A 21,577-nucleotide genomic window follows, 5' to 3' on the forward strand; every position below is an offset into this window, starting at 1 on the left:
TCGAACTTGGTGAAGTTGATCGCCATTTTGCATTTTAATTTCCTATCTGTGAAGATTTTATTTTTTAGTTCCCTTTTGATTGTTACATCTTCAATCTCAACTTTTTCTCAGCAAAAAATCAGTAAATGGGGAAGGCTTTCCGAAAAAGAAATAAAACTTGATGAGGTAGTATTTGAGAAAAAGGCAGATGCTGTAATACTAGGAGAATTCGCTGATATCGCTTTTTTTAAGGGTGAGGTTTATACGAGATTCCATTTCAAAATTAAAATTCTATCCCAAAATGGATTAGGCTATGCTGATGTCAGCATACCCTATAACCCTGAGGATGATCAAGACGCTATTGGCAAAATCAATGCTCAAACATTAAATATTGTAAATGGCAAAATAATTCCTACCAAACTGACCTCTTCAGATATCTACACAAAAGATATAAGTCCAACGCATAGAGAGAAAGTATTTACATTTAAAAATGTTAAAGTAGGATCTATAATAGAATACAAGTATTCTAAGAAGTCTAAATCAGTCAGACAACTAGAATATTGGTATTTTCAAAACGAACTACCGACCATATTAAGCATTTGTACTGCTGATATTCCTGAAGGCATCAATTATAAGCCCATTTACAATGGAACAAGAATACAAAAAAAATATCTCGAAAAAGAGACCAATGTTTGGGAACTGACCAACTTACCATCCTTACGGAAGGAGGACTTCGTATTCAATCACCAGAAATACGCAGAGGGCATTAGTTTTCAACTTGAAGGGTACATGCAGTTAATGGATGCTATGAGCAACGAGACCAAACAAGTTCAGACAATGACTACCTGGGAACAGCTCAGATCTGAAATCGTCAATTCAGAGAAATTTTCCACCTATCTAGCAGAGAGAAAAATATCTTCCAAGATTGTGGCCGACTTGAAAATTGAGCAGGATACAATTCGAACAATTTTTAACTATGTTCAAAATAAATTCAAACATTCTAACTTGTACGGAATCTTTCCAGAACGTCCACTGGGCAAACTTATAAATGAATCTGATTTACCTGCTGATGCCGATGAAATTAATCTTTTCTTGAACTCATTACTCAAAAATTCGGGAATTGAAGCTTATCCAATGCTAATAAGTACTAGATCCAATGGTGACATCATGAAGAGCTATCCTCTCCTCAGCCAATTCAATCATCTGATCGTATACGCTAAACATAATGATCGAGAGTATTTTTTAGACGCTTCAAGCGCTGCTAGTTCATTTGATTTGTTGCCGATAGATTGCCTCAGCTCAGAAGGCTATATTGTTGATAAGAATTATTCTCAATGGAAAGATATAAAACAGTTTTCTATCTCAAAGAAAAAGGTAAAAATCAAAATAAGACAAGACACAGAAGAATCATGGAATTACAACTATGAAGTCTTTTTGGAAGGATATGAGGCTAAAAAGTATATGGCCTCTGAAAAAAGACAATTTTCCAATCTACTCGTTAACTTCGAATTAAATGATTCTATTGTTGAAAAAGAGTACACTACAAAGACTGGAGGAAGCGCGGTTTCCATAAGCGTCAATTTCGATATAGACCAGGAAAATTCACCCATAATATATTTGTCGACAGACCCGCTATCTGCTTTCCCAAAAAATCCATTCAAGTACGAAAGGAGAGATTTCCCAATAGAGCTAGACTATCCATTTTTATATGAAAAAACCATATCTCTGACCATTCCTGATAACCTTCAATTAAAAGAATTGCCACAGCAATTAAATAAATCCATCCCAAAAAATTGCGGCAGTCTAAAAACGACAATTACTAAAAGAGGGCAACATGTCAAATCAGACTTGCAATTTAGATTACCAAATAAAACAATACCTCAATTCTTTTTTACGAGAATCAAACATATCTATCAACTGATGTTAATTGCAAGTGAAGAAGTGTTAGTACTAGAAAAACTGTAAGGCTAAGATTAAACTCTGTCATTCAACAACATTCTTAGTCCGAACAGTTGAACACAATATGTCCAAACATATATAGGAGATAAGTTCGTTTACTTGTCTTTATTGAACGAATAAAGACCGAATAAATAATTGCAGGTAATTAAAGACCTCTTCATTTCCTACTTGCAAAAACAATAAATGAAGAGACTTTTCCTTGATGTGCAAAGATTTGTGCTAATCATATGACAGCCAATAAGATGTTTTTTCGAATACCTAAGTAGTCCAAGCCGGCATGTCTTTGAATGCTGTGCTTACCGCCCCTGCTAGTTGTAGCGTCTTTGTGACCCGATTCATTCAGTCCGTCCTTTCTACAACAGCCCCTCAACTAACATCTTCACACCAAGCAGCGCCAAGACTACACCAATGCCTAATTTGATGTATCTCTTGATCCTGTCGCTGAGTACTTTTTTCAGGCGCTGTGCATAATAGGCCTTAAGGATATCTGTAATCCAAACCATGTTCAATACCCCTGCAAAAAATAGCAGTTCCTGTGTGGTATCATGAAATTCCGTTATCGCATAGTTGGAAATAGCTGCCCAAAAACCCCAAACGATAGGATTAATAGCATTCAACATGATGGCTTGGGTAAATAATCCAAATTTATGCAAATGGCCTGAGGAGGAATTTTGAGGAGTTTGAGTTCCGGATTCCTTTTTTAGAATAAACACTAACCCAAATAGTAAAAGAAGGACCCCTCCTCCTATTGTCAATTCAACCGAAGTTTCACTCCCATCAGATAGCTGACTTAGGCCAAGCCAGGTAAGGATAATAATTGAAGTATCCGTCAGAGCAACTCCAACAATAAAATAGACAGCTCTTTTGAAACCATGATCAATGGCATGTTGAACAAGAGTAAGAAAAACAGGGCCAGTAGAAAATGCTGGTACTAGGCCTGTGAATAGGCCGATTAAGTATGCAATCAAGTCTTGAAAATTTAACTTAAAAAGCCAAGTTAGCGTATTTATTAATTAACCCGCGCTATTATCTACCTACTTCAGACAAACACATTAAAGCTAACTTTTCAAAAGTTGTTGCTTCTATTTGCTCCGCAATACTCAAGCTTAACACGGATTCGAAAACCGGACTTTGGGTAAGTTTGATCCTACTTTGTCATGTTGTGATAATTGTCACATTGAGTGGACGCCGCCCAGCTCTCGAAATGTAAATTAGAACGGATTTCGACAAGCTAAATCTGACCACAATTAGATTGATTGTATTAACATGACAAAGTAGAGTTAATCTATATATTCATTTAAATGTGTTTGCCTCATATCTACTCGACACGGTGAAAAATATTTTGAGCCTTGTGAGTAGAATATCGAAAGTACGATGCATTTGTCCGGCATCTGACCTCATTTAATTCAACCCATCTGATCAACCCTTCTGAAACTTATTCAGCACTGGATTGGAAGTATACCGGATTTTGACAAAAATAAATTCTGATCAACGCCAATGATTAAACCTAACCACGTTTTTCAAATAACAACTAATGCCGCATCTATTTTATCAGGAGCGCTAAGCCATTTATCGACTATTCGAAGTACAACAACTTCTTCACTCGATTTACGAACCTGCAAAAATCTGGTCAGACAGTCTACTTCATTTCAATCCTATTTGAACAAAAACATATTCAATAATTTTTGATGATGCCTGTGTGATTCAAGAAATACCTAAAACTATTAATATTTTAATTATGAACCGATTTACTCTATCCCTACTTTTAATTACCCTCTCCATATCATCTTTTGCACAAAGCAATAAGGACCAGTCCGGCCCACAGGTTCACTTGATTAAAAAGAATTTATGGGTTGACGGGAATATTAGTTCAGCCGGAGAAAAAGATCTGGTGCTGCAAACCAATCAATCCACACGTATAACCGTACTGGATGCCAATGGCTATGTAGGCATGGGCATCACCAACCCACAAGAACAATTACATATGGGGGGCGCCATTCGAGGCAACGCCACCGGAGGAGCCCTTAGAGTGAATACCGAGTTCGGTTGGCTCGACCTGGGTGCTCAAAACGGACAATCAGTTCACATACACACCAACCTGTCAAAATTTGTCATGAACAAGGAACTTCGCGTGGACGGAGCGATAGGGACTTATGGCAACCGAAACCTTGAACTTCGCACGAATGGGCATACCCAGATGACAATACTTGATAGCAATGGATTTGTCGGAATAGGCATAACCAATCCCTCTGAACGCTTAGAAGTAGCCGGCAGCATAAAGGCCAGCGAGACCATTACCGGTAAGGATCTGATGTCCGGAACTTTGACAACTACAGACGGAAGTTTTACCGGAAATGTACAAATCGAACAAAACCTGAACGTTAATGGTCTAGTTGGCTTGGGAGTAGCAGATCCAACAGAAAAGCTCGAAGTGGCAGGTAATATCAAGGTAAGCGACCGGGTAAGTTCAAAGTCTGTAACCTCAGAAACAGGGATTTTCTCACAGGACATCAGCATAGGAGGAGATATAGAAGTAGTCAATAATGCAGTGGTCAGTGGCAACCTCGGAATAGGTGTACCAGAACCAATCGAAAAACTGGAAGTAGCCGGTAATGTGCTGGTGACGGATAAAATCTCTTCCACTGAAATGTCAGCCGTCGACGGGTCATTTACAAACCAGCTTCAAATAGGTAATCTTTTGAGAATTGATGGGCATGTAGGAGTTGGAATTGACACGCCTGTCGAAAAACTGGACGTAGCTGGCAACATTAAAGCCTCGGATAAGATTATATCGACCGATATCGAAGCTGTAAACGGTGCCTTTTCGGATCGAGTGACGGTTGTCAATGATGTAACCCTTGGCGGAAATTTGGGTGTGGGTACAGAAGCCCCTACCGAAAAACTAGAAGTACTGGGAAATGCCATCATCAGCGAGACATTAACTACCAAAAACTTAAATGCGGTCGAGATGGCATTGAGCGGAGACTTTAATGTAGCAGGGAACTCATCGGTTGCGCAAAATGCCTTTGTAGGTGGACAAATGGGTATCGGTGTGGAAACCCCATCAGAAAAGCTGGAAGTAGCCGGAAATATCAAGGCCTTAGGCAAACTGACAGGTACGGGTGTAGAAGCCTCCAACGGCACTTTTGCAGACCAGGTTTCGGTAAATAATCTTCTGAGTGTGGCCGGGCAGGTAGCCATTGGCACCACGGATCCCAAAGGATACAAACTGGCCGTTGCTGGAGAAATGGCCGTAGCAGAAATCACTGTGGAAGTAGAAGTCAACTGGCCTGATTACGTTTTTAAGAAAAATTATGAGCTGCAACCGCTCTCAGAAATCAAATCTTTTGTGGAGCAAAACCACCACCTGCCCGAAGTGCCCTCAGCGAAAGAGATCACCAACAACGGGATGAAAATGGGGGAAATGAACATGATCCTACTCAAAAAAATAGAAGAACTCACACTTCACCTGATCGAAAAGGACCTGCAGCTTCAGCAAGTCATGGAAAGGCTCTCAAAGCTTGAAAACAAATAGCCTACCTAAATACTCCGATCAGAAAAATTCACAAACCCTACCATTTATATATATGATGAATTATTTGAAACCAATCAGGAAAGCCCTGGTCTGTACCCTAATAAGCCTGCTTGGCGTATGGACGGGTCAGGTATGGGCACAATACGACCCCGAGCCCGGTGCACCACAGAATTTTGGTATCAACCAAATACAGACCTCCGAAAACCTCAGCTCAGGCATACTCAATATCAACCTGCCCATTGAAAACCATCTGGTACCTGTATCCATCAGCTATAGTACCGGTGGAATACGAGTAAAGCAAGAAGCCTCTGAAGTAGGATTGGGCTGGACCCTGAATGCCGGCGGCTACATCATGCGACAAAAAAGGGATAAGGCCGATGATGAGGAAAACGGCTTCAGTGGTACAAATGCCACGGGGAGGTTACTGGAATTTCCGGATTACAGGCCTCAACCGGGCAATCATGCCGGAAGTGTCGGTGATTACATGGATACTCGCCAGGAAGAGCATTGGGACCATGAGCCGGATATTTTCACCTACAATTTTCTGGGACATAGCGGAAGCTTTGCCATTCGCTCTGACCGGACAGTGATCCATCTTACCCCAAGCAACCTAAAAATAAATGTAGGGTACATCAGCGCTTCTCACACGTTTACCTTCCACATTGCAGATGAGCGGGGAAACGAGTATTACTTTAATTACAGAGAAAGAATTGGAATCAGCACCAATGAAAACTTCGGTACAGACTCGGGGGGGTCAAATTTTTTTGGTCTTTTTGTTGGAGCTGCAAGTGGCCAGGTGTTGCCTAATAATATAGAATTCCCGATCCTCAAATGGCACCTCAGTCGCGTCGTAGACTATAGCACACAAGAAGAAATCACTTTTTCTTACAGAGCCCTTTCTTCTGATGCCTATACAGAATACAATCATTTAAACTCCAGATACTATAAGGAAAACACTTCCGTATTGGAAACAGTCAACCAGCAAATTCTTAAAGTTAAACGCCTTCCTTTTTTGGTCAGCGAAATCTCGCATAAAAACACCACCATCAGGTTTAATTATGGAGAAAGGGAAGATGATTATCGCGCACCAAAAAACAAACTGGAGTCTGTCGAATACCTGATCGGTGATCAGGTCAAAGTAGCCTACAATTTTAATTACGGTTACATGGGTTCGGGCCAAGCGGCCAGGCTTACTCTCCGAAATGTGAGCAAAAGCGGACTCGATGTATTGTTGTACCAGTTTTTATACTATGGCGATGCCGAAGGCGAACCAATTTTGCCCTGGCACAAAAGCACCAAACAAGACCATTGGGGCTTTCATAATGCGAATAGCTCAGGCACACTTTACGAGATCATGGGCGCAGAAAGAAACCCCTCTTTGACTCACGCCCAAGCCAATACACTCAAAAGTATCTACTACACTTCGGGTGGCTATGATGAATTTGAATACGAGCTGAACACCTATATGAAAAATGATGTCGAAACCGAGGCCGGCGGATTGAGGATTAAAAATGTATACAAAAATGACGGGGCAGGTACTCGCTATCTTGTAAAATCCTATGATTATACAGAGCAGGTCAACGGGCAGTCTATATCCAGTGGCAAGCTCTTTACTGAACCTGTTTATTCAAAGTCCTTTACTTCCAAGATCTATTTTGAAGAGAAGGTTCTTGATGATCACCGTGAATATGCTATCCTACCCTTGGCTGACGCCATGGGTAGACATATATGCTATGGTGAGGTGACAACTACGGACATTGACGATGGACAAATAACAACAAAATTTCATGTTTTTGAAGATGATCAATCCAAGTTTGGTACAGGTTCATTGGATTTATCAGGACATAAATGGTACTATAAAACAAATGACCTGTATGACCTCTCTCCCAGGGCTATTAATGGCAGCCTTCCCTTTGGATCAAAGAGTTTCAATGGTTCTTTTGTCGGATATCCCAGAAAAATAGAAATCTTCGATCAGCGAGGCAAGCAATTAAATAGTCAGGATTTCGAGTACACCCTTAATAAAAACACAGACTATACAAGAGGATTCACCTCTCTAATGACAGGGTACTATACCAATAATAGTGTATCAGAGAAGAGTTACAAAACCTATTCTTGGGGGTTTTACACTTTATCCCTAGGCTATCCCCAATTAGAGAAAAAGACAACAACCATTTATGACGCTGAGGACATTACCAAATCGCTGACCACCGTCACAGAATATAGTTATCATGCAGACCACCCACTGCCGATCAAAACCATCACCTATCGGAGTGATGAAAAAAACAACGCCAGAGTACAAGAAACCTCCTATCTCTTTGAGTCGGATTCCCGGGCTTATTACGCCAATTTATTGACATTACCGAAAACCCGGACCAGCAAATCAAGCGATGAAGAAACCGGTACGGCGCTGACCACCCTCTCTACCGGAGTCACGGAGTATGGTACCAATGCTTTGGGAAAACTGGTGCCTGTAGCCACCAAACAATATACGGGAACCGCTACAGCCGATCTCTTGGTCAACGATGTCAGTTACTTGTATGATGTCGGTACGGGCAGGGCTGTAGGCAGCAAAAACAACATGACCGGTCTTCTTACGGTCACTATACCGGATGACAATGGACAATACAGCCTCGCCAGCGTTGTAGATGCGGAATATGCTGAGTGCGCCTACACCAGCTTCGAAGGTCATGATTCCGGCAGATGGAGCTATGAAGGCACCGCATCCACCCCACAATGCGATCAACGCTATCAGGATTGCCTGGCAGACAATAATGATTGCATAGAAGAAGAAAACGACCCTCCGAGTCAGGAATGTTTGGAAGCCTGCCGTCAGACAAAGTACGAATGTGTGGCAGCCACGCAGAAGTCCGCTTATCAGGTTGCAGGCCTGTTCGGCAATTATGCATTCGACCTGAATAATGGCCGAATCACCTCACCCACCATTCAGGGATCAAAAGAATTCCGTCTTAGCTATTGGTACAAAGACGGCACGGTATCCATTTCAAGCTTATCAGGCAACACGCTTCTCGCCAGCCGAACCCTGGATGGGTGGACCTACGAGGAAAGAGAGATCAGCAGAGCCTCAGATGGCGTAATTTATATCACCGGATCTGCCAGCATCGACGAACTGAAGCTCTATCCATCCGGAGCAGAAATGACTACCAGTATAGTCGATCCGATCTTTGGCACTGCGTCAGAGACCGACGTCAACAACAACACCATATTTTACACCTACGACGCAGCTGGCCGATTGTCCATGATTCGGGATCAAAACCTCGACGTGATCACCGCCAAACAATACCATATCGCACCGTTCTTTAACATTCTCACGACTTCAGCCAATTTCTCCTATGCTGCAGAAGATCAACGGATCGCAGTGGTTTCCAATGAACGTTGGTCAGTGAGTGTTGATGGCAATCCGGGCTGGATATCTCTTTCAGAAAACACAGGCACCTTTAACTGTGACGTGATCATAAGTACTGCGGTAAATAACGGCACCTCTACACGATCAGCTACAGTCAGGTTTACCTCAGCCAGCGGCCAGATACGCACACTCGCCGTCAATCAAGGATTTTATAAGGGCAGCTTTTCCGTATCTCCAAGGTCTCTTTCTTTCACCGAAACACAAGAAACACATACGGTAGAAGTGCTGAGCAACACTGGTTGGACAGTCACATCGGACAACATAAGCCCACTTTACTTTTCGGAAACCGAAGGGCTCGGCAATGGAAATTTCGACGTCACGCTTGAGGCCAGATATGTCGGGCAAGGGCTAATCACCATCACATTCGACGATGGTTCTGATCTCACCATATTCGTAAATGCCAATGCCCCAGAGGGAGATGAATAAATATAAAATAAACGATAATATGAAACTGTACACCTCCATTTCAGACCTGATCACACCCCATTGCGTGGCCTTGATAATATCAATTTTATTGATACAACCCTGTGTGACCGCAACAGCCCAAACACCTGCCTCTCCCATGACCTTGTCAATTTCGGAAGATAGTCTCTCATCAACCTATCAGGTAGAGATTCAATTGTACAAAGCGGCTTTGCAAACCCCAAAAAACATCCTACTGACCCTCAAGGAAGCTCATACCCGCACACTGGTGAAATCCTTGCTGATCCATCCAGATCATATTGCCGGTGTTAGAGAAGAAGCTACCGGTGTATTGGCTCATAGTCAGTCCCATTTTCTGTTTACTATCGACAGCCTCTCCGCCGACACCTACCAGGTCAGGGTCGATGTCCTGGAAGCCAGCGACCAGGTCATCTCCTTTGAGGAAATCATTCAATTATCAACCCTTTGAACTCCAGGATAAATATGAACTTGTGCCAAACGTTTAAAGAATCAAGCCCTCTCCTATTGATGTTGAGCATCACTCTGACCGGTTTTGGGCAGTCACCCTCCCTCACAAAAAACCACGTGATCACCAAAACCGCCAGGATAGCCGGCATGAAAACCGACGCTGCCCTGGATGGTAAATCAACCATAGAAGTATCTACAGCGGTGAGCTACTACGACAGGCTCAACCGTCCGGACCAAAGCATAGCGATAAGTGCCTCGCCTACAGGCAAAGACCTGGTATCATTTGATCGTTATAATGAATATGGCCAGCCTACCACCACTTACATGCCCTTTGCGGTCACCGGATCAGACGGGTCTTATCAGACTGACGCGCTCTCCGCCCAGACGACATTCTATTCATCAGCCGCCAACATCGGTCATGACACGGCCCCCTGGAGCCAGGTAGAATTGGAAAGGTCACCTTTCAAAAGAACGCTGGCGCAGGGAGGCACAGGGGCCAACTACCAGCTATCCGAAGGCTATAAAAGTCAGGCTCAATACACTTTCAACACTTCAGAAGACCTGGTTTTTGAATGGCTGCCCAATGAACAAGGAGATCTTTACCTCGCGTCAAATGCTTACCATCCTCCCCACGCCTTGCACAAACAAGTGACCAAAAGCCCGGAGTGGCAAAGCGGCACAGATCATACTTCAGAAACTTATACCAACTACCTGGGACAAAAGGTCCTGACCCGATACTACAACGGTACCGACCAGTTCGATACCTACTACGTATATGATGATCAGGGCCAACTGGTATATATCATTCCTCCTAAGGCCAGCCAATTGACCCGTCTCAGTGACTTTTCTGCAGTAGATCCGGACCATGTGTTCCATGCCTCACAGTCATTCCCCGACCACCTGCCTTTAGACGAAGTGTACTATAAGGCCGAAGGCGTATTGCTTACTTTCTCGCCCAGTCTGAATATCCTGCCCGGCTTTAAACTAAAGCCCTTCCCTGAGGGTACTACGATAAACGCCACCAACCCGGATTCAGACATGGCCAAACTCGTCTTTATCAATTCCTATGATCACAAAAATCGGCTGGTGAGTAAAAAAACACCCGGAGCAGAAGCGATCTACTATGTATATGATCAAAGTGGCCGACTGATCCTGAGCCAGGACGGCAACCAACGGAGCGCAAGCCAATGGACCTTTACCAAATACGACAACAAAGACCGGCCCGTACTCACTGGGATCCTGACCGACCATCGGGACCGCGATGCCCTTCAAACCTTCGTCGAAGCCGAAATAGTAGTGGGCAAAAGATACGAAATCCGTGGATCGGATAAGCACGGCTACACCGATGCCATATGGCCCAAGGGGATAGCGGACGACGACTACCTAGTGGTCAGCTACTACGACGACTATGATTTTATGGATGGCCATTGGGCTGGCTTTGCCTATGACCAGGCTAATGCGGTCAATAATGACCCTTGCCGACGCTATCCCAGAGGCCTGGAAACCGGAGGCAAGGTCCGTGTACTCGGCACTGACCAATGGCTCCGATCGGTAAAATATTACGATAACGACCTCCAGCTGATACAAGGTCTGTCCGATCATCACCGGGGCCTCAAAGAGCGGGTATATACGCAATACAGCTGGCGCGGCGAAGTGATAAAGACCCGCTTCGAACACGAGCTGTCGGCCAACAAAACGATAAGCATCGAAGAGCGGTTCGTCTACGACCATGCCGGCAGACTGACCGAACAATACCACAGCACGGACAACGAACCCGAAGTGCTGATCGCCCAGTACCAATACAACGAACTTGGCGAACTGATCGAAAAAAACCTGCACAAGCTGGACGATGGCACCTTTGTACAATCGGTAGACTACCGCTACAACATCCGCGGGCAACTCACCCACATCAACTCCTCCGACCGTACTCCCCTCTCGGGAGAAACAGACGACCATCCTGATCGCTTTGGTATGCAGCTGTATTATGACAGTGCTCCGTCCGGACTGTCCTTTGCAACCCGGACCAACGGCCACCTGGCCGGCACCACCTGGGGACATGCAGACATGACCGGCGCCGATCAGCGCTCTTATGGCTATGCGTACGATGCAGTGTACCGATTGACCGGGGCTACTTACAAAGAAAAGAAAAACGATAGCTGGAGCACACGGACCAACCACCACAACGTAAGCGGTATCTCCTACGACCTCAACGGCAATATCCTGAGCCTGAAAAGAAACCATACCAACATCCTGATAGACGACCTGGACTACAACTATGACGGCAACCGACTAGTGAGCCTGGATGACCTGACCAACCTGGACGAAGGCTTCAAAGACGGGGCTGAGCAGGCCATCGAGTACACCTACGATACCAACGGCAACCTCACCGGCGATGCCAATAAACTGATCACGAGTACGACCTATAATATCCTCAACAAGCCCGGGACCATTACCTTCACGAATGGCGACCACATCGACTATACCTACGATGCAGCTGGCACACGGCTGCGTATGTCCGTGACCACCGGAGGTACCACCTACGTGACCGACTACAGCAGTGGGCTGATCTTCGAAGAAGACGAACTGACGCACATCTCTATGCCGCAGGGTCGGGTCGTAGTAGAAAAAGTAGCCAATGACTACAACTACGACTACCAATACCACCTGAGCGATCACCTGGGCAACATCCGCTCTACCGTGGCGCCTGAAACCCGGGTATACCTGGCCACCATGGAATCCGACGAGGCCATATCCGAAGAAACCCAGTTCCTTCATATTGCTGAGACCCGGCAATTGGACGGAGCCAATGCCAGGAGCGGCAACGAAAGTGCCCGCCTCAACCCCAGTGAAGGCCGGATCATCGGCCCAGCGAAAGCTTTGAAAGTATATGCCGGAGATGTAGTAGATCTGGAAGTGTTTGCCAGGTATTTAGATACAGACGGAGCTGTGCAGGCCAATTCCAGTCTACTGATCTTCGACATTGTCGCCTCAGCCTATGGACTAAGCGCCAGCAGCGAGGCCTACAATGCCCTGTCCGGGACCCTGAGTGGTGCTTCATTTCTGGCCCAAAGCCCGGGCGATGTACCCGCTGCTTATCTCAACTACATCTTTTATGACCAAAACTATGAAAACCCGCTAATGGGTCATTTACAGATCAGTGACGGTGCCGAAAATGCCTTCGAAGAGCTTACCCTTAGCTATACCGCCCCTACAGAAGGCTATTTATACACTTATGTGAGCAATGAATCATCCCTGGATGTTAATGTTTACTTCGACGACTTCAAAGTTTCCCATACCTCGGCAGCCTATGTGCATCAGGCCGACGACTACTACCCTTTCGGTTTGCCGATTAGTGGTAACAAATACGAAGATTTAGGCAACAAGGAAAACAGGTTCCTCTACCAGGGCAAGGAGTGGCAGACGGCTTTAGCACTTAATCTCTACGACTTCCACGCCAGACAGTATGATCCGGCGACAGGACGCTTTTTGAGTAATGACCCGAGGGATCAGTTTGCGAGTGGGTATACAGGGATGGGGAACAATCCGATCATTGGAGTTGATCCTGACGGGCAATGGGTACATATCCTGGTGGGTGCGATCGTAGGGGCTGTCGGTAATACCATAGTTAACTGGGACAACATAGACAATGCCTGGGACTTGTTTACAACTTGGGAGAAAGGTGCTTTCGTTGGAGCGGCGGCAGCCTTTACAGGTGGAGCGGCAAATGCAGCCGTCACAGGCGGGACAGCAATCTCAGGGGGAACCGTGATGGCTAGTGGAGCGGCAGCTACAACATCATTTGGAGCAGGTGTTGCGGCAGGAGCTGCTGGAGGTTTTGCTGGAGGATCAGGAAACGCCTGGACGAATGGAGCCAATTTTAGAGATGGGTTATCTGCTGGTGCAAAAGGTGCAGTTTATGGAGGTGTTTCTGCAGGATTGGCAAGAGGAATTCCAGGTTTTAGTGGCGTAAAAGGAGGTTCTTTGGCTAATATAGGTGCTGAATTAGGTCATCATACACTTCAATATGGTATTTCAGGTGCAGTTATTGGAGGAGTAGACGCTGCTATTCATAGACGAAATATAATGGACGGGATAGTTAGAGGAGCAAAGACAGGGGCAATGGTAGGTGCTGGAATGGGTGCCCTGAAAATTGCTGCATATGGGCCAGCTTACGTTCCCGAAAAGAGTTATGGGAATTTTTTCAAGCATAATGGTCCAGTTTATCGGAAGGGTACATTTATTTCAAGAGCATTATCAGGAGAGGGTAGTGGTGTTGCACTCGGAAGAAACCTTGTAACTCATGAATTCAAAGAGGGATTTTCCTTATTTGGAAAAGAAGTAGACATTGCTCGTGCAAATGATTTTTTGCGAGCTCATGAAACTGCACATTTTATTCAACTAAGAAATCATGGGTATATAAATTTTTATGGAAGAACAATAAGAGAGTATATGAGGTACGGACTTTCACAAGTATATAATACATCAGGAACTTTAGAGTATCAAGCTGATCAATATGCATTTGGAATGTTTGGAAGACAATTTATACCGCTAAGATAGTATTATGAAAGTATTTGTATTCATTAGTTTGATAACCCCTATTTTTTTCGGCTGTACAGTTCCAGTCAATTATTACATTAGAAATTTAACAGATGAGCCTGTTAAAATCTCTTTAATAAAAGATGGAAGTTACGATATTGATAAATTTGAATTTAAATATATAAATAGAGAATTGCCGATAAAGTTTGATACGTATGAAAATTTAATAGAGACATTAAAACAGGAACCCAAGAATAATCAAGTGAATTTAACAATCTTACCACATTCCACATATCACTTAGGTTTTGGTTCCAATTTTAAGCAGATATTTAATAAGGCGATTATTTATAGGCGTGCAGGACCTAAAGATATTCAATTGACTGGCACGGAAGATTTGCAAGTACACAAAAGCTTTATCTCGAAGTATGCAGTTTGGTTTGACATAAAATAGATCTGATTCAATCGGGCGCGTTTAGCCCTCCCTCTGGGTGAAGAATAAAATAAAAAGCAGTTACCAGGTGTAGATTGCATCTACACTTGGATATTAAGGAATAGGAATCCCATTGTCTTTAGAGTCGGTGGGATTTTTTTATTGCATAAAGAGTAGGCAAAGCCAGTTTTTGATCTCTTGCCAGTGGGCTAAGCTCATTTTGAATAATAAGTATTCAATGGATGCGTAATTTCAAACAACAGAACATTAATCCATCAACCGATGATCAAACATAATAGGCCTGGCATCCACTACTTTCAAATGACGAAAGTCGTCATGAAGTGGATTCAATAGGTAATTGAATTCACTGGGAATAATTGCACTGGGCACTTTTAGACAAGCTCCTCCTCCTTTTAAAAAATCATTCCCCATTTCAATTGTGGCCAGTGTATACGGATAAGCATTCCATTGATCCGGAAGAACCTGTAAAGTTTCAATCACCGTCTCTTTGGGTAATTCCAGCTCTACACAATAAAAACTTCTACCGAGCAACTTGGAAGATAAGTTGGCCATAATTTCAAGCATGGCAAGTGAGAGACTTTCAGAGGTATAAATCATTCTTTGCCCCTTCGCATTCCATCTGCCTCCGTAGAGCATTGCTCCTGTTCCTGACAAATCATTGATGTAAGGTTTAGTTGTGATCCGATAGAGTATCATGAATACACACCGTGCTCTATCCTCCCAAGAAGGTCGTGAATGATGGACAACCCGGTACCATTGTCCATAAAATCCATAGGTCTTTTATTGGCGAGGGAGAGTAGCTCCGTCTGCAACCATGATTTGAACGCGTCCATATTGCCTAAAACCTCTGCACCATGTTGAAATAGAGCAGCAATCTGAAGTACGCGATCACTCACCGTGGCACTGATAAGCTCTTCCTCTTTAATCTTTTCTAGGGTACGTTTGCTCACAGGCAAAAATTCTGAAAATTCGGTAAGGTTCATCCCGGTCATTGCTACTATGTCCAGAAAATCCAACTTACTTATCCCCTCATGTGCTTTTTGGTATCGTGCTGCAGGCTCACTAACAATGGACAGTATTTCTTCCTTTTTTTTCACAATTCAAATGTACGAAATATTTCGCTAAAATTAGCGAATAAATTCTCATTTCTTTTAAAAGTTAATTACTGCACCAAATCCAAGAGCTCACCCTCAGAGACCTTAAACAAACACAGTCGCTGAAATTTACCAGCCACCTGTATAGATCCCAGTATAGCCAATCCGTTGTCGGCAGTGACTTCGATGGCCCCCAGCTGATACGGACTAGAAAAGCCCAAATAGTCTACGGCCACATAATTACCGGTAGTTTGGTCATAAAAATGAAGTACTATTTGCTGATTCTTGGTGGTCGTCCCGATGACCACGTAGCCTACACCGTCAAGGGTCAAACTTATCATTTTTACCTTTGCATCCACTTCCCACTCCAGCATAGGGTTGCTTTGAATGTCATTTGAAGAAGTCGTTCCACTGGCATTCAGTGTGGCAAGTGCATTGGTATAGCTGTCTCCAAAATTAAAACGAGAGACGGCGAATTGGCCACCATCTAATGACAGTAACCCACTCACGCCTCCTTCGTCTTGTTGGCCTTGCACTACCCCTGTTGGATTATTATCACTCAAGTCGCTAAACAGCAGCGACAATGTATAGTTATAAAACCCATTTAAGTAATACAGACCGCTGCTGGCTCGCCCTGCAAAAAAGGGCAGTTCTCTTCCTGTGCGCGTAAAATGATCAATAATTGGTTCCTCAACTGACTGGCCCGCTCCTATTCCAAACGCGCTTTGATTGGCAATTGAGCCATCTGCACTTACCAAAGAGAGCACGGTGGTTGCGTCTACAGAGTTATAGCTCAACAAGATAAACTGATCCGTTCCATCGTTTTCCGCATACATGGGATAGGTAACGCCAAGAGCAATCGTACTCACGACTCTGGCTGAATCATCGACCTGATTGAGATACCCTTGTAGACCTACGGCATCCATACTGACAAAATAACGCTGACCTCCCAACAACAGAAATTTACCTACCGGATGTACGTTACTACCCTGCACATAAGTATTGCGTATAAACTCGCCTCTGCTATCTACACTGGCGATATAAGTACCCAAAAAATTGGTGTCATCCCGTCTATAATTTCCTAGCAATAAATAGCCTTCTGTATCCGTCTGTACCACATCGACCGGGCCTATGGCATGATCAAATTGATGGCTATCATAGATTTTCAGAAAGGAAGAGGCAGGGTTTACGTCCTTGTTGTCTCCGATATCACAAGAGGTAATGGCGATGACTACAACCAGGCTTGTAAGTATATGTGTAAAGTTTTTGTGCATGGCAAGCTAAAAATCAGAATTAAAACTTTTACTAATAAATCGCATGGGGAAAAACACACCCACATTCATTGTCAGATTGTCCAGTGTGAGGTCATCTAAAGCGTCTCCGGACGCGGCCAGCCGATTATCTGAAAATCGGTTCGACGCACTAGCAATATTATTGAGACCGTACCTATAATTGATGTCCATCGACAGACGAACATTACCGGGGTCATAGTGCACACCTACACCCGCCATGATTCCCAAAGAAGAGCCAATAAATATATCCTTGGCGCCGACTATGATGGCCGGGGGTTGATAAGGCAGAACAGCTCCTGATGCGATATCATTATTTTCAATAATCACTTCCTTATTGGCGTTGAGTAACCTACTATAGTAAGCCCCTAACTGAACGAAAGGCCTGATCTTTTCCTGAAACAAATCATATTTGAACATGAGTGGTAAATCGATGTACTCAAGATGGTTTTTTTGATCATAATTCAGAATAACCTGATCGCCGGGATTGCTGGCAGATTCATAAGTATAAGAATTGTGATAGGTAAAATTGAATCGTGAATAGTTAGGAAAAAATGCAACAGAAAACCCACGATGATAAAACACAAACTCCAGACCTACCTGAGAACCCAGCGTCTTAAAGTTATCATAGTCCTTTTCAAGCTCGGTATCCACAAAATCTAATCCCTCAAAGGTGGAATAGAATTCGGTGGGGTTGGCCTTGGTCAGGTTGGGACCTCCTTTCAATCCGATCCAAAATTGGGTCTGGAGAAATTTCTGATTAGGATTCAGCGGTTTTTTAGGTTTATCTCTTTTCTGCGCCATGCTCTGGCCAGCAATTAAAAGGCAAAGAGAAAACAAGACTCGAATCAAATGGTGCATAGGTTTAGTTCTTTACAATTAGTTTTTTTGAATCTTTCAGCAATCCAGCATTTATTCTATAAATATATACCCCCGGCGATAGGTCAGAAACATCGAGAATTGCTTCATGTTCTCCGGCCTCCTTCATTTCCTGAAGGATTTTCTGTACCAGTCTTCCCTTCTTATCATACAGGCTCAAACTGACCTGCGCTGGGGTATTTAGGTAAAACCCTATTTTAGTTTCTTTTATCGCCGGATTAGGATAGCATTCCTTTAAATGAAAGCGATGTGTAATAAAGTCCTCTACACCTGTAATTACCGATTTGGAAACTTCGGCTTTAACCAAAGATTGCCCGTCATCATCGGTTCCGTCGATATAGTTGTTAAAGAAAATATCGTTGGTGATTACGCTTTTATCCACTTGCATCCAATCTTCTAAGATACTCGCATAGATTTGGCGATAGTCAAACTGCATCCCAACGTTATTGGCTGACATATCCGGATTTGTACCATAGACACCTGGATTGGCCCCTTTTCCAAATATGAGCATGGGCCCGCCTGTGCCATGATCAGTACCATAGCTGCCGTTTGAGGCAATTCTTCTTCCAAATTCGGACATGGTTACCGTCAACACTCTATCTTCAATACCCCTGGCTCGTAAATCATCCTGAAAGGCTTTCATCGCAGAGGAGATGTGATAGAGTAAAGAGGCATGATTACCCATTGTTGGGTCATAATTTTCGACCTGATCGGCATGTGTGTCGAACCCACCAATTTTCACCAAAAACACCTTTGTCTTTGCCCCAAGTCCTGGTCCGCCTCCATCAAGAAGTCGTGCTACCAGCTGTAATTGGGGGGTCAGACGGTTTCTTTTACTGCCATTTGGTGCATTGAATGGATATACTTCCGGATAAGTAACAGAGGTAGCCGATGCATTATTATAAATTTCCAATAATCGAGCAGCATAGTCTTCCGACTTATCCTCCAATCCCAATATCCAGTTCATCTCGTTCCAATATGGGGAATTGAGTAAATACTCCGGCGGACGTCCCCTGGGGTCGCTTCCCTGATCCACAAATCCGTCTAAATTTTCTATTAAATCCGCAAAGCTCGCTGGATTTCCTCCTAATGAAATAGATGAAGGTATGTTTCCTTGCTGGTGAAAAACCAACGATACATCACTGCCCAACTCTATGGCCAGAGGGTCGGGCATTTCGGTATTTGGGAAATCGTCCGGATAGACCTGCGGCGCATAATTACTCTGTAAATATCGCCCTACCCAACCGGAAGAATAGAAATCATCGACTCCTCCACCCATATTCCATATATCACGTCCACGAAAATGGGATCCATTGTTGTTCTTGTAAGAAACACCTTGCACAATAGCCATTTTGCCACGATCATAGAGTTCTTTCACCCCTAGCATATCGGGATGTAATCCTACCTGATCGGCTGAGGCTAAGGTACCATCGAGAGGTATATACCTTCTGGCGCCGTTGTTGGCAGGAATTGCAATATTTGCCCTTCGACTATAGTACTGATCGTATTGTTCCACCGGAATGATAGTATTGACGCCATCATTGCCGCCGAGCAGCTGAAGAATCACAATCACGCGATCATTAGTGCTACTAGCTGCCATTTGGCGGAAGTAACTACTCTTAGCAATCAGATTGATCGGCACGCCGCTAATCGCAAATGGGACACTTGCTGCCAATGGTATCTTCTTTAGAAAATTTCTTCTTTTCATCTGACTAAGCTTTAGGAAAGTTGATATTCAGGCGATTGCAAAAGTGCATTTATTAAATTCTTCAACTGTTGGGTGACCACCTCATCATCCACCAGATTATTCCACCTGAACGTCCAGGAACCTTCCGGGTCAGCATCAATCTGTGGAGAATACAGAAAAGCCATTAGAAAATAATTGAGCCTCTCGGCTGTGATTTCTGAGGAGTCATCTGCTGCTGCATCGAAGGTCAGATTGTCGTTGACTGGCAAAAAGTACCTGCACAATTCGATGATAAGGTCGTTAGCATCGGCCGCCACTGCGGAAAATTCATCCTTTATAAATTGTACAACATCTACTCCCACTCCTCCTGGCTCCATTCCATCCATGTTATCAACTAATCGTTGCACAAACTGATAGCGCTCGGCCAAGTAGTTGGTAGAAATCCAGCTTCTATTATATATCGGAAATTGATGATAGGCCGGATAGCCTGCCACTTCAGATGGCTCATAGTAAACCATACCCTGGCTCTCCATCGAACGCTGTAAATTACCCATGAAGGTGTAATAATTTGCCAGGTCCGTCTGGTAGTCTGGTATCGTTACCTCAAGATGTTTAAGAGTACCAAGAATCAAATCCATTGGAGATTTGATGATGCCTCCAAAATTGTCGTTGGCGGTACCTGCCCCTGCTTCATAGAAATGTTCGCTTTGAAACAAATCCATGAGAACCGGCTGAATTTTGTACCCGCTATTGATGAAGGTTTGGGTTAGGTTTTCAATGATATCATCATCCAAGGTCTGGTCGATGTTGTAATACACATAAAACCGATAGATTTTACGACAAATATTCTTTGCTGCCTCGTTGGAGGTATTATAAATCATTTCCACTAGCTGATCTATTTCATCAAGTGCGCTTTCTTCAGTTGGTGACCCTCCTTGCAACAAATCAATATTCGGAGTTACTGTGGCGTCGTTGAATCTATAGCTAAACTGTTTGGTCGTATTGTCGTGAGATGAGGCAATCGTCCCACCTCTCACAATGCCTTTGGGTAATTCGGTATCAGGATCAATATTACTGTAACTAGTGTCAATATTAAATCCTGAGAAAACTAATGCCGCGGCTTGTACATCCTGCTCAGTATAATTAAAATAGTCACCTGGAGCAGGCAGTGGTGATAACGACCCTTCCAACCCTCGTCCGATAGAAAAAAGTTCGAGAAATTCACGGCCAAAATTTTCATTTGGACTACCCAATACATTCGTGTCACCGTCCAAATACCTAAGCATGGCATTCTCTACACAAATCTTTTTAGACAGCGCCTTGAAATTGAAATCAGGATCTCCGTTGTCGTCAAAACTGTATTTTCTAAAAAGCGAACTCTGATAATAAATGGATTTGCTGCTATTGACCTTAGACTCTATCGTAGTAAAAATGGTATGAAACAAGAATGTGATTTTTTCTCTCGTAGCATAGGATATGGCTTGGTCTGAGGCAATTCCCAAGCTTAATAACTGACCAAAATGCCAGGATTTCAAATAACTTCTTAGATCACTCTCTCCAGAATTGGCATCTGTGGTTGGCGTGGATATCCACTCTATTCCCGTTTCAGGGTCTATCGGCAGTTCAGGCTCAGCCAAATCATTCATGATGAACAAAAGGTCCATTGCTTCGCTGGCTGTCATTGCAGCTACCTGATCAATTTGTGCTTTCGTGGATCCAAACGTTGCTCGCCGGAGTAAATGAGCAGCTCGCTTTCTCCCCAATGTTCCGACTAAGGCGGGTAAAGGCATAACAGGTGATTAATAAGTTAGATTAATAGTAGATTATCTATTACAATATTATTGTAAATA

13 protein-coding genes are annotated in these 21,577 nt (G+C 43.7%); 6 read left to right on the forward strand and 7 right to left on the reverse strand.

Features of this window, described 5'->3' with window-relative positions:
- The first annotated feature begins 48 nt into the window (after positions 1 to 48).
- Positions 49 to 1,944: a DUF3857 domain-containing protein gene (locus ABJD64_RS05290; RefSeq protein WP_348179577.1), complete on the forward strand. Its 1,896-nt coding sequence runs from the start codon at positions 49 to 51 to the stop codon at positions 1,942 to 1,944.
- 347 nt (positions 1,945 to 2,291) lie between these two features.
- Here ABJD64_RS05290 and ABJD64_RS05295 read toward each other — a convergent pair whose 3' ends face one another.
- Positions 2,292 to 2,906: a LysE family transporter gene (locus tag ABJD64_RS05295; RefSeq protein ID WP_348179578.1), complete on the reverse strand. Its 615-nt coding sequence runs from the start codon at positions 2,904 to 2,906 to the stop codon at positions 2,292 to 2,294.
- 770 nt (positions 2,907 to 3,676) lie between these two features.
- On the opposite strand from ABJD64_RS05295, the gene ABJD64_RS05300 reads away from it, so the two are divergent.
- The 5 genes from ABJD64_RS05300 to ABJD64_RS05320 are packed head-to-tail and all read left to right on the forward strand — an operon-like array spanning position 3,677 to position 14,778.
- Positions 3,677 to 5,473, forward strand: a complete 1,797-nt coding sequence (locus ABJD64_RS05300) for a hypothetical protein (protein WP_348179579.1) — start codon at positions 3,677 to 3,679, stop codon at positions 5,471 to 5,473.
- Between the two features lie 52 nt (positions 5,474 to 5,525).
- Positions 5,526 to 9,326: a BACON domain-containing carbohydrate-binding protein gene (locus ABJD64_RS05305; RefSeq protein WP_348179580.1), complete on the forward strand. Its 3,801-nt coding sequence runs from the start codon at positions 5,526 to 5,528 to the stop codon at positions 9,324 to 9,326.
- A gap of 19 nt (positions 9,327 to 9,345) precedes the next feature.
- On the forward strand, positions 9,346 to 9,792 hold the full coding sequence (locus ABJD64_RS05310) for a hypothetical protein (protein ID WP_348179581.1): 447 nt from the start codon (positions 9,346 to 9,348) through the stop codon (positions 9,790 to 9,792).
- Between the two features lie 59 nt (positions 9,793 to 9,851).
- Complete coding sequence (locus ABJD64_RS05315; RefSeq protein WP_348179582.1) at positions 9,852 to 14,348, forward strand: DUF6443 domain-containing protein; 4,497 nt, start codon at positions 9,852 to 9,854, stop codon at positions 14,346 to 14,348.
- A 4-nt stretch (positions 14,349 to 14,352) separates the two neighbouring features.
- Positions 14,353 to 14,778 (forward strand): hypothetical protein, encoded by a 426-nt coding sequence (locus ABJD64_RS05320; protein ID WP_348179583.1) that lies wholly within the window; start codon positions 14,353 to 14,355, stop codon positions 14,776 to 14,778.
- Positions 14,779 to 15,024: 246 nt separating this feature from the next.
- Here the strand turns inward: ABJD64_RS05320 and ABJD64_RS05325 are convergent, their stop codons facing one another.
- From ABJD64_RS05325 to ABJD64_RS05350, 6 genes are all read right to left on the reverse strand, one after another.
- Positions 15,025 to 15,474 (reverse strand): RES family NAD+ phosphorylase, encoded by a 450-nt coding sequence (locus tag ABJD64_RS05325; RefSeq protein ID WP_348179584.1) that lies wholly within the window; start codon positions 15,472 to 15,474, stop codon positions 15,025 to 15,027.
- Positions 15,471 to 15,875: an antitoxin Xre/MbcA/ParS toxin-binding domain-containing protein gene (locus ABJD64_RS05330; protein ID WP_348179585.1), complete on the reverse strand. Its 405-nt coding sequence runs from the start codon at positions 15,873 to 15,875 to the stop codon at positions 15,471 to 15,473. Before ABJD64_RS05330 ends, ABJD64_RS05325 begins: the two co-directional genes overlap by 4 nt.
- A gap of 65 nt (positions 15,876 to 15,940) precedes the next feature.
- Entirely contained in the window at positions 15,941 to 17,146 is a 1,206-nt protein-coding gene (locus ABJD64_RS05335) for a hypothetical protein (RefSeq protein WP_348179586.1), read from the reverse strand.
- A gap of 6 nt (positions 17,147 to 17,152) precedes the next feature.
- Positions 17,153 to 17,965, reverse strand: coding sequence for an outer membrane beta-barrel protein (locus ABJD64_RS05340; protein ID WP_348179587.1), 813 nt, complete (start codon positions 17,963 to 17,965; stop codon positions 17,153 to 17,155).
- Between the two features lie 61 nt (positions 17,966 to 18,026).
- Complete coding sequence (locus ABJD64_RS05345; protein WP_348179588.1) at positions 18,027 to 19,748, reverse strand: DUF1501 domain-containing protein; 1,722 nt, start codon at positions 19,746 to 19,748, stop codon at positions 18,027 to 18,029.
- Between the two features lie 11 nt (positions 19,749 to 19,759).
- Entirely contained in the window at positions 19,760 to 21,517 is a 1,758-nt protein-coding gene (locus ABJD64_RS05350; RefSeq protein ID WP_348179589.1) for a DUF1800 family protein, read from the reverse strand.
- Positions 21,518 to 21,577: the final 60 nt, after the last annotated feature.

The sequence above is a fragment of the Reichenbachiella sp. genome, assembly GCF_039944555.1.
GTDB lineage: Bacteria > Bacteroidota > Bacteroidia > Cytophagales > Cyclobacteriaceae > Reichenbachiella.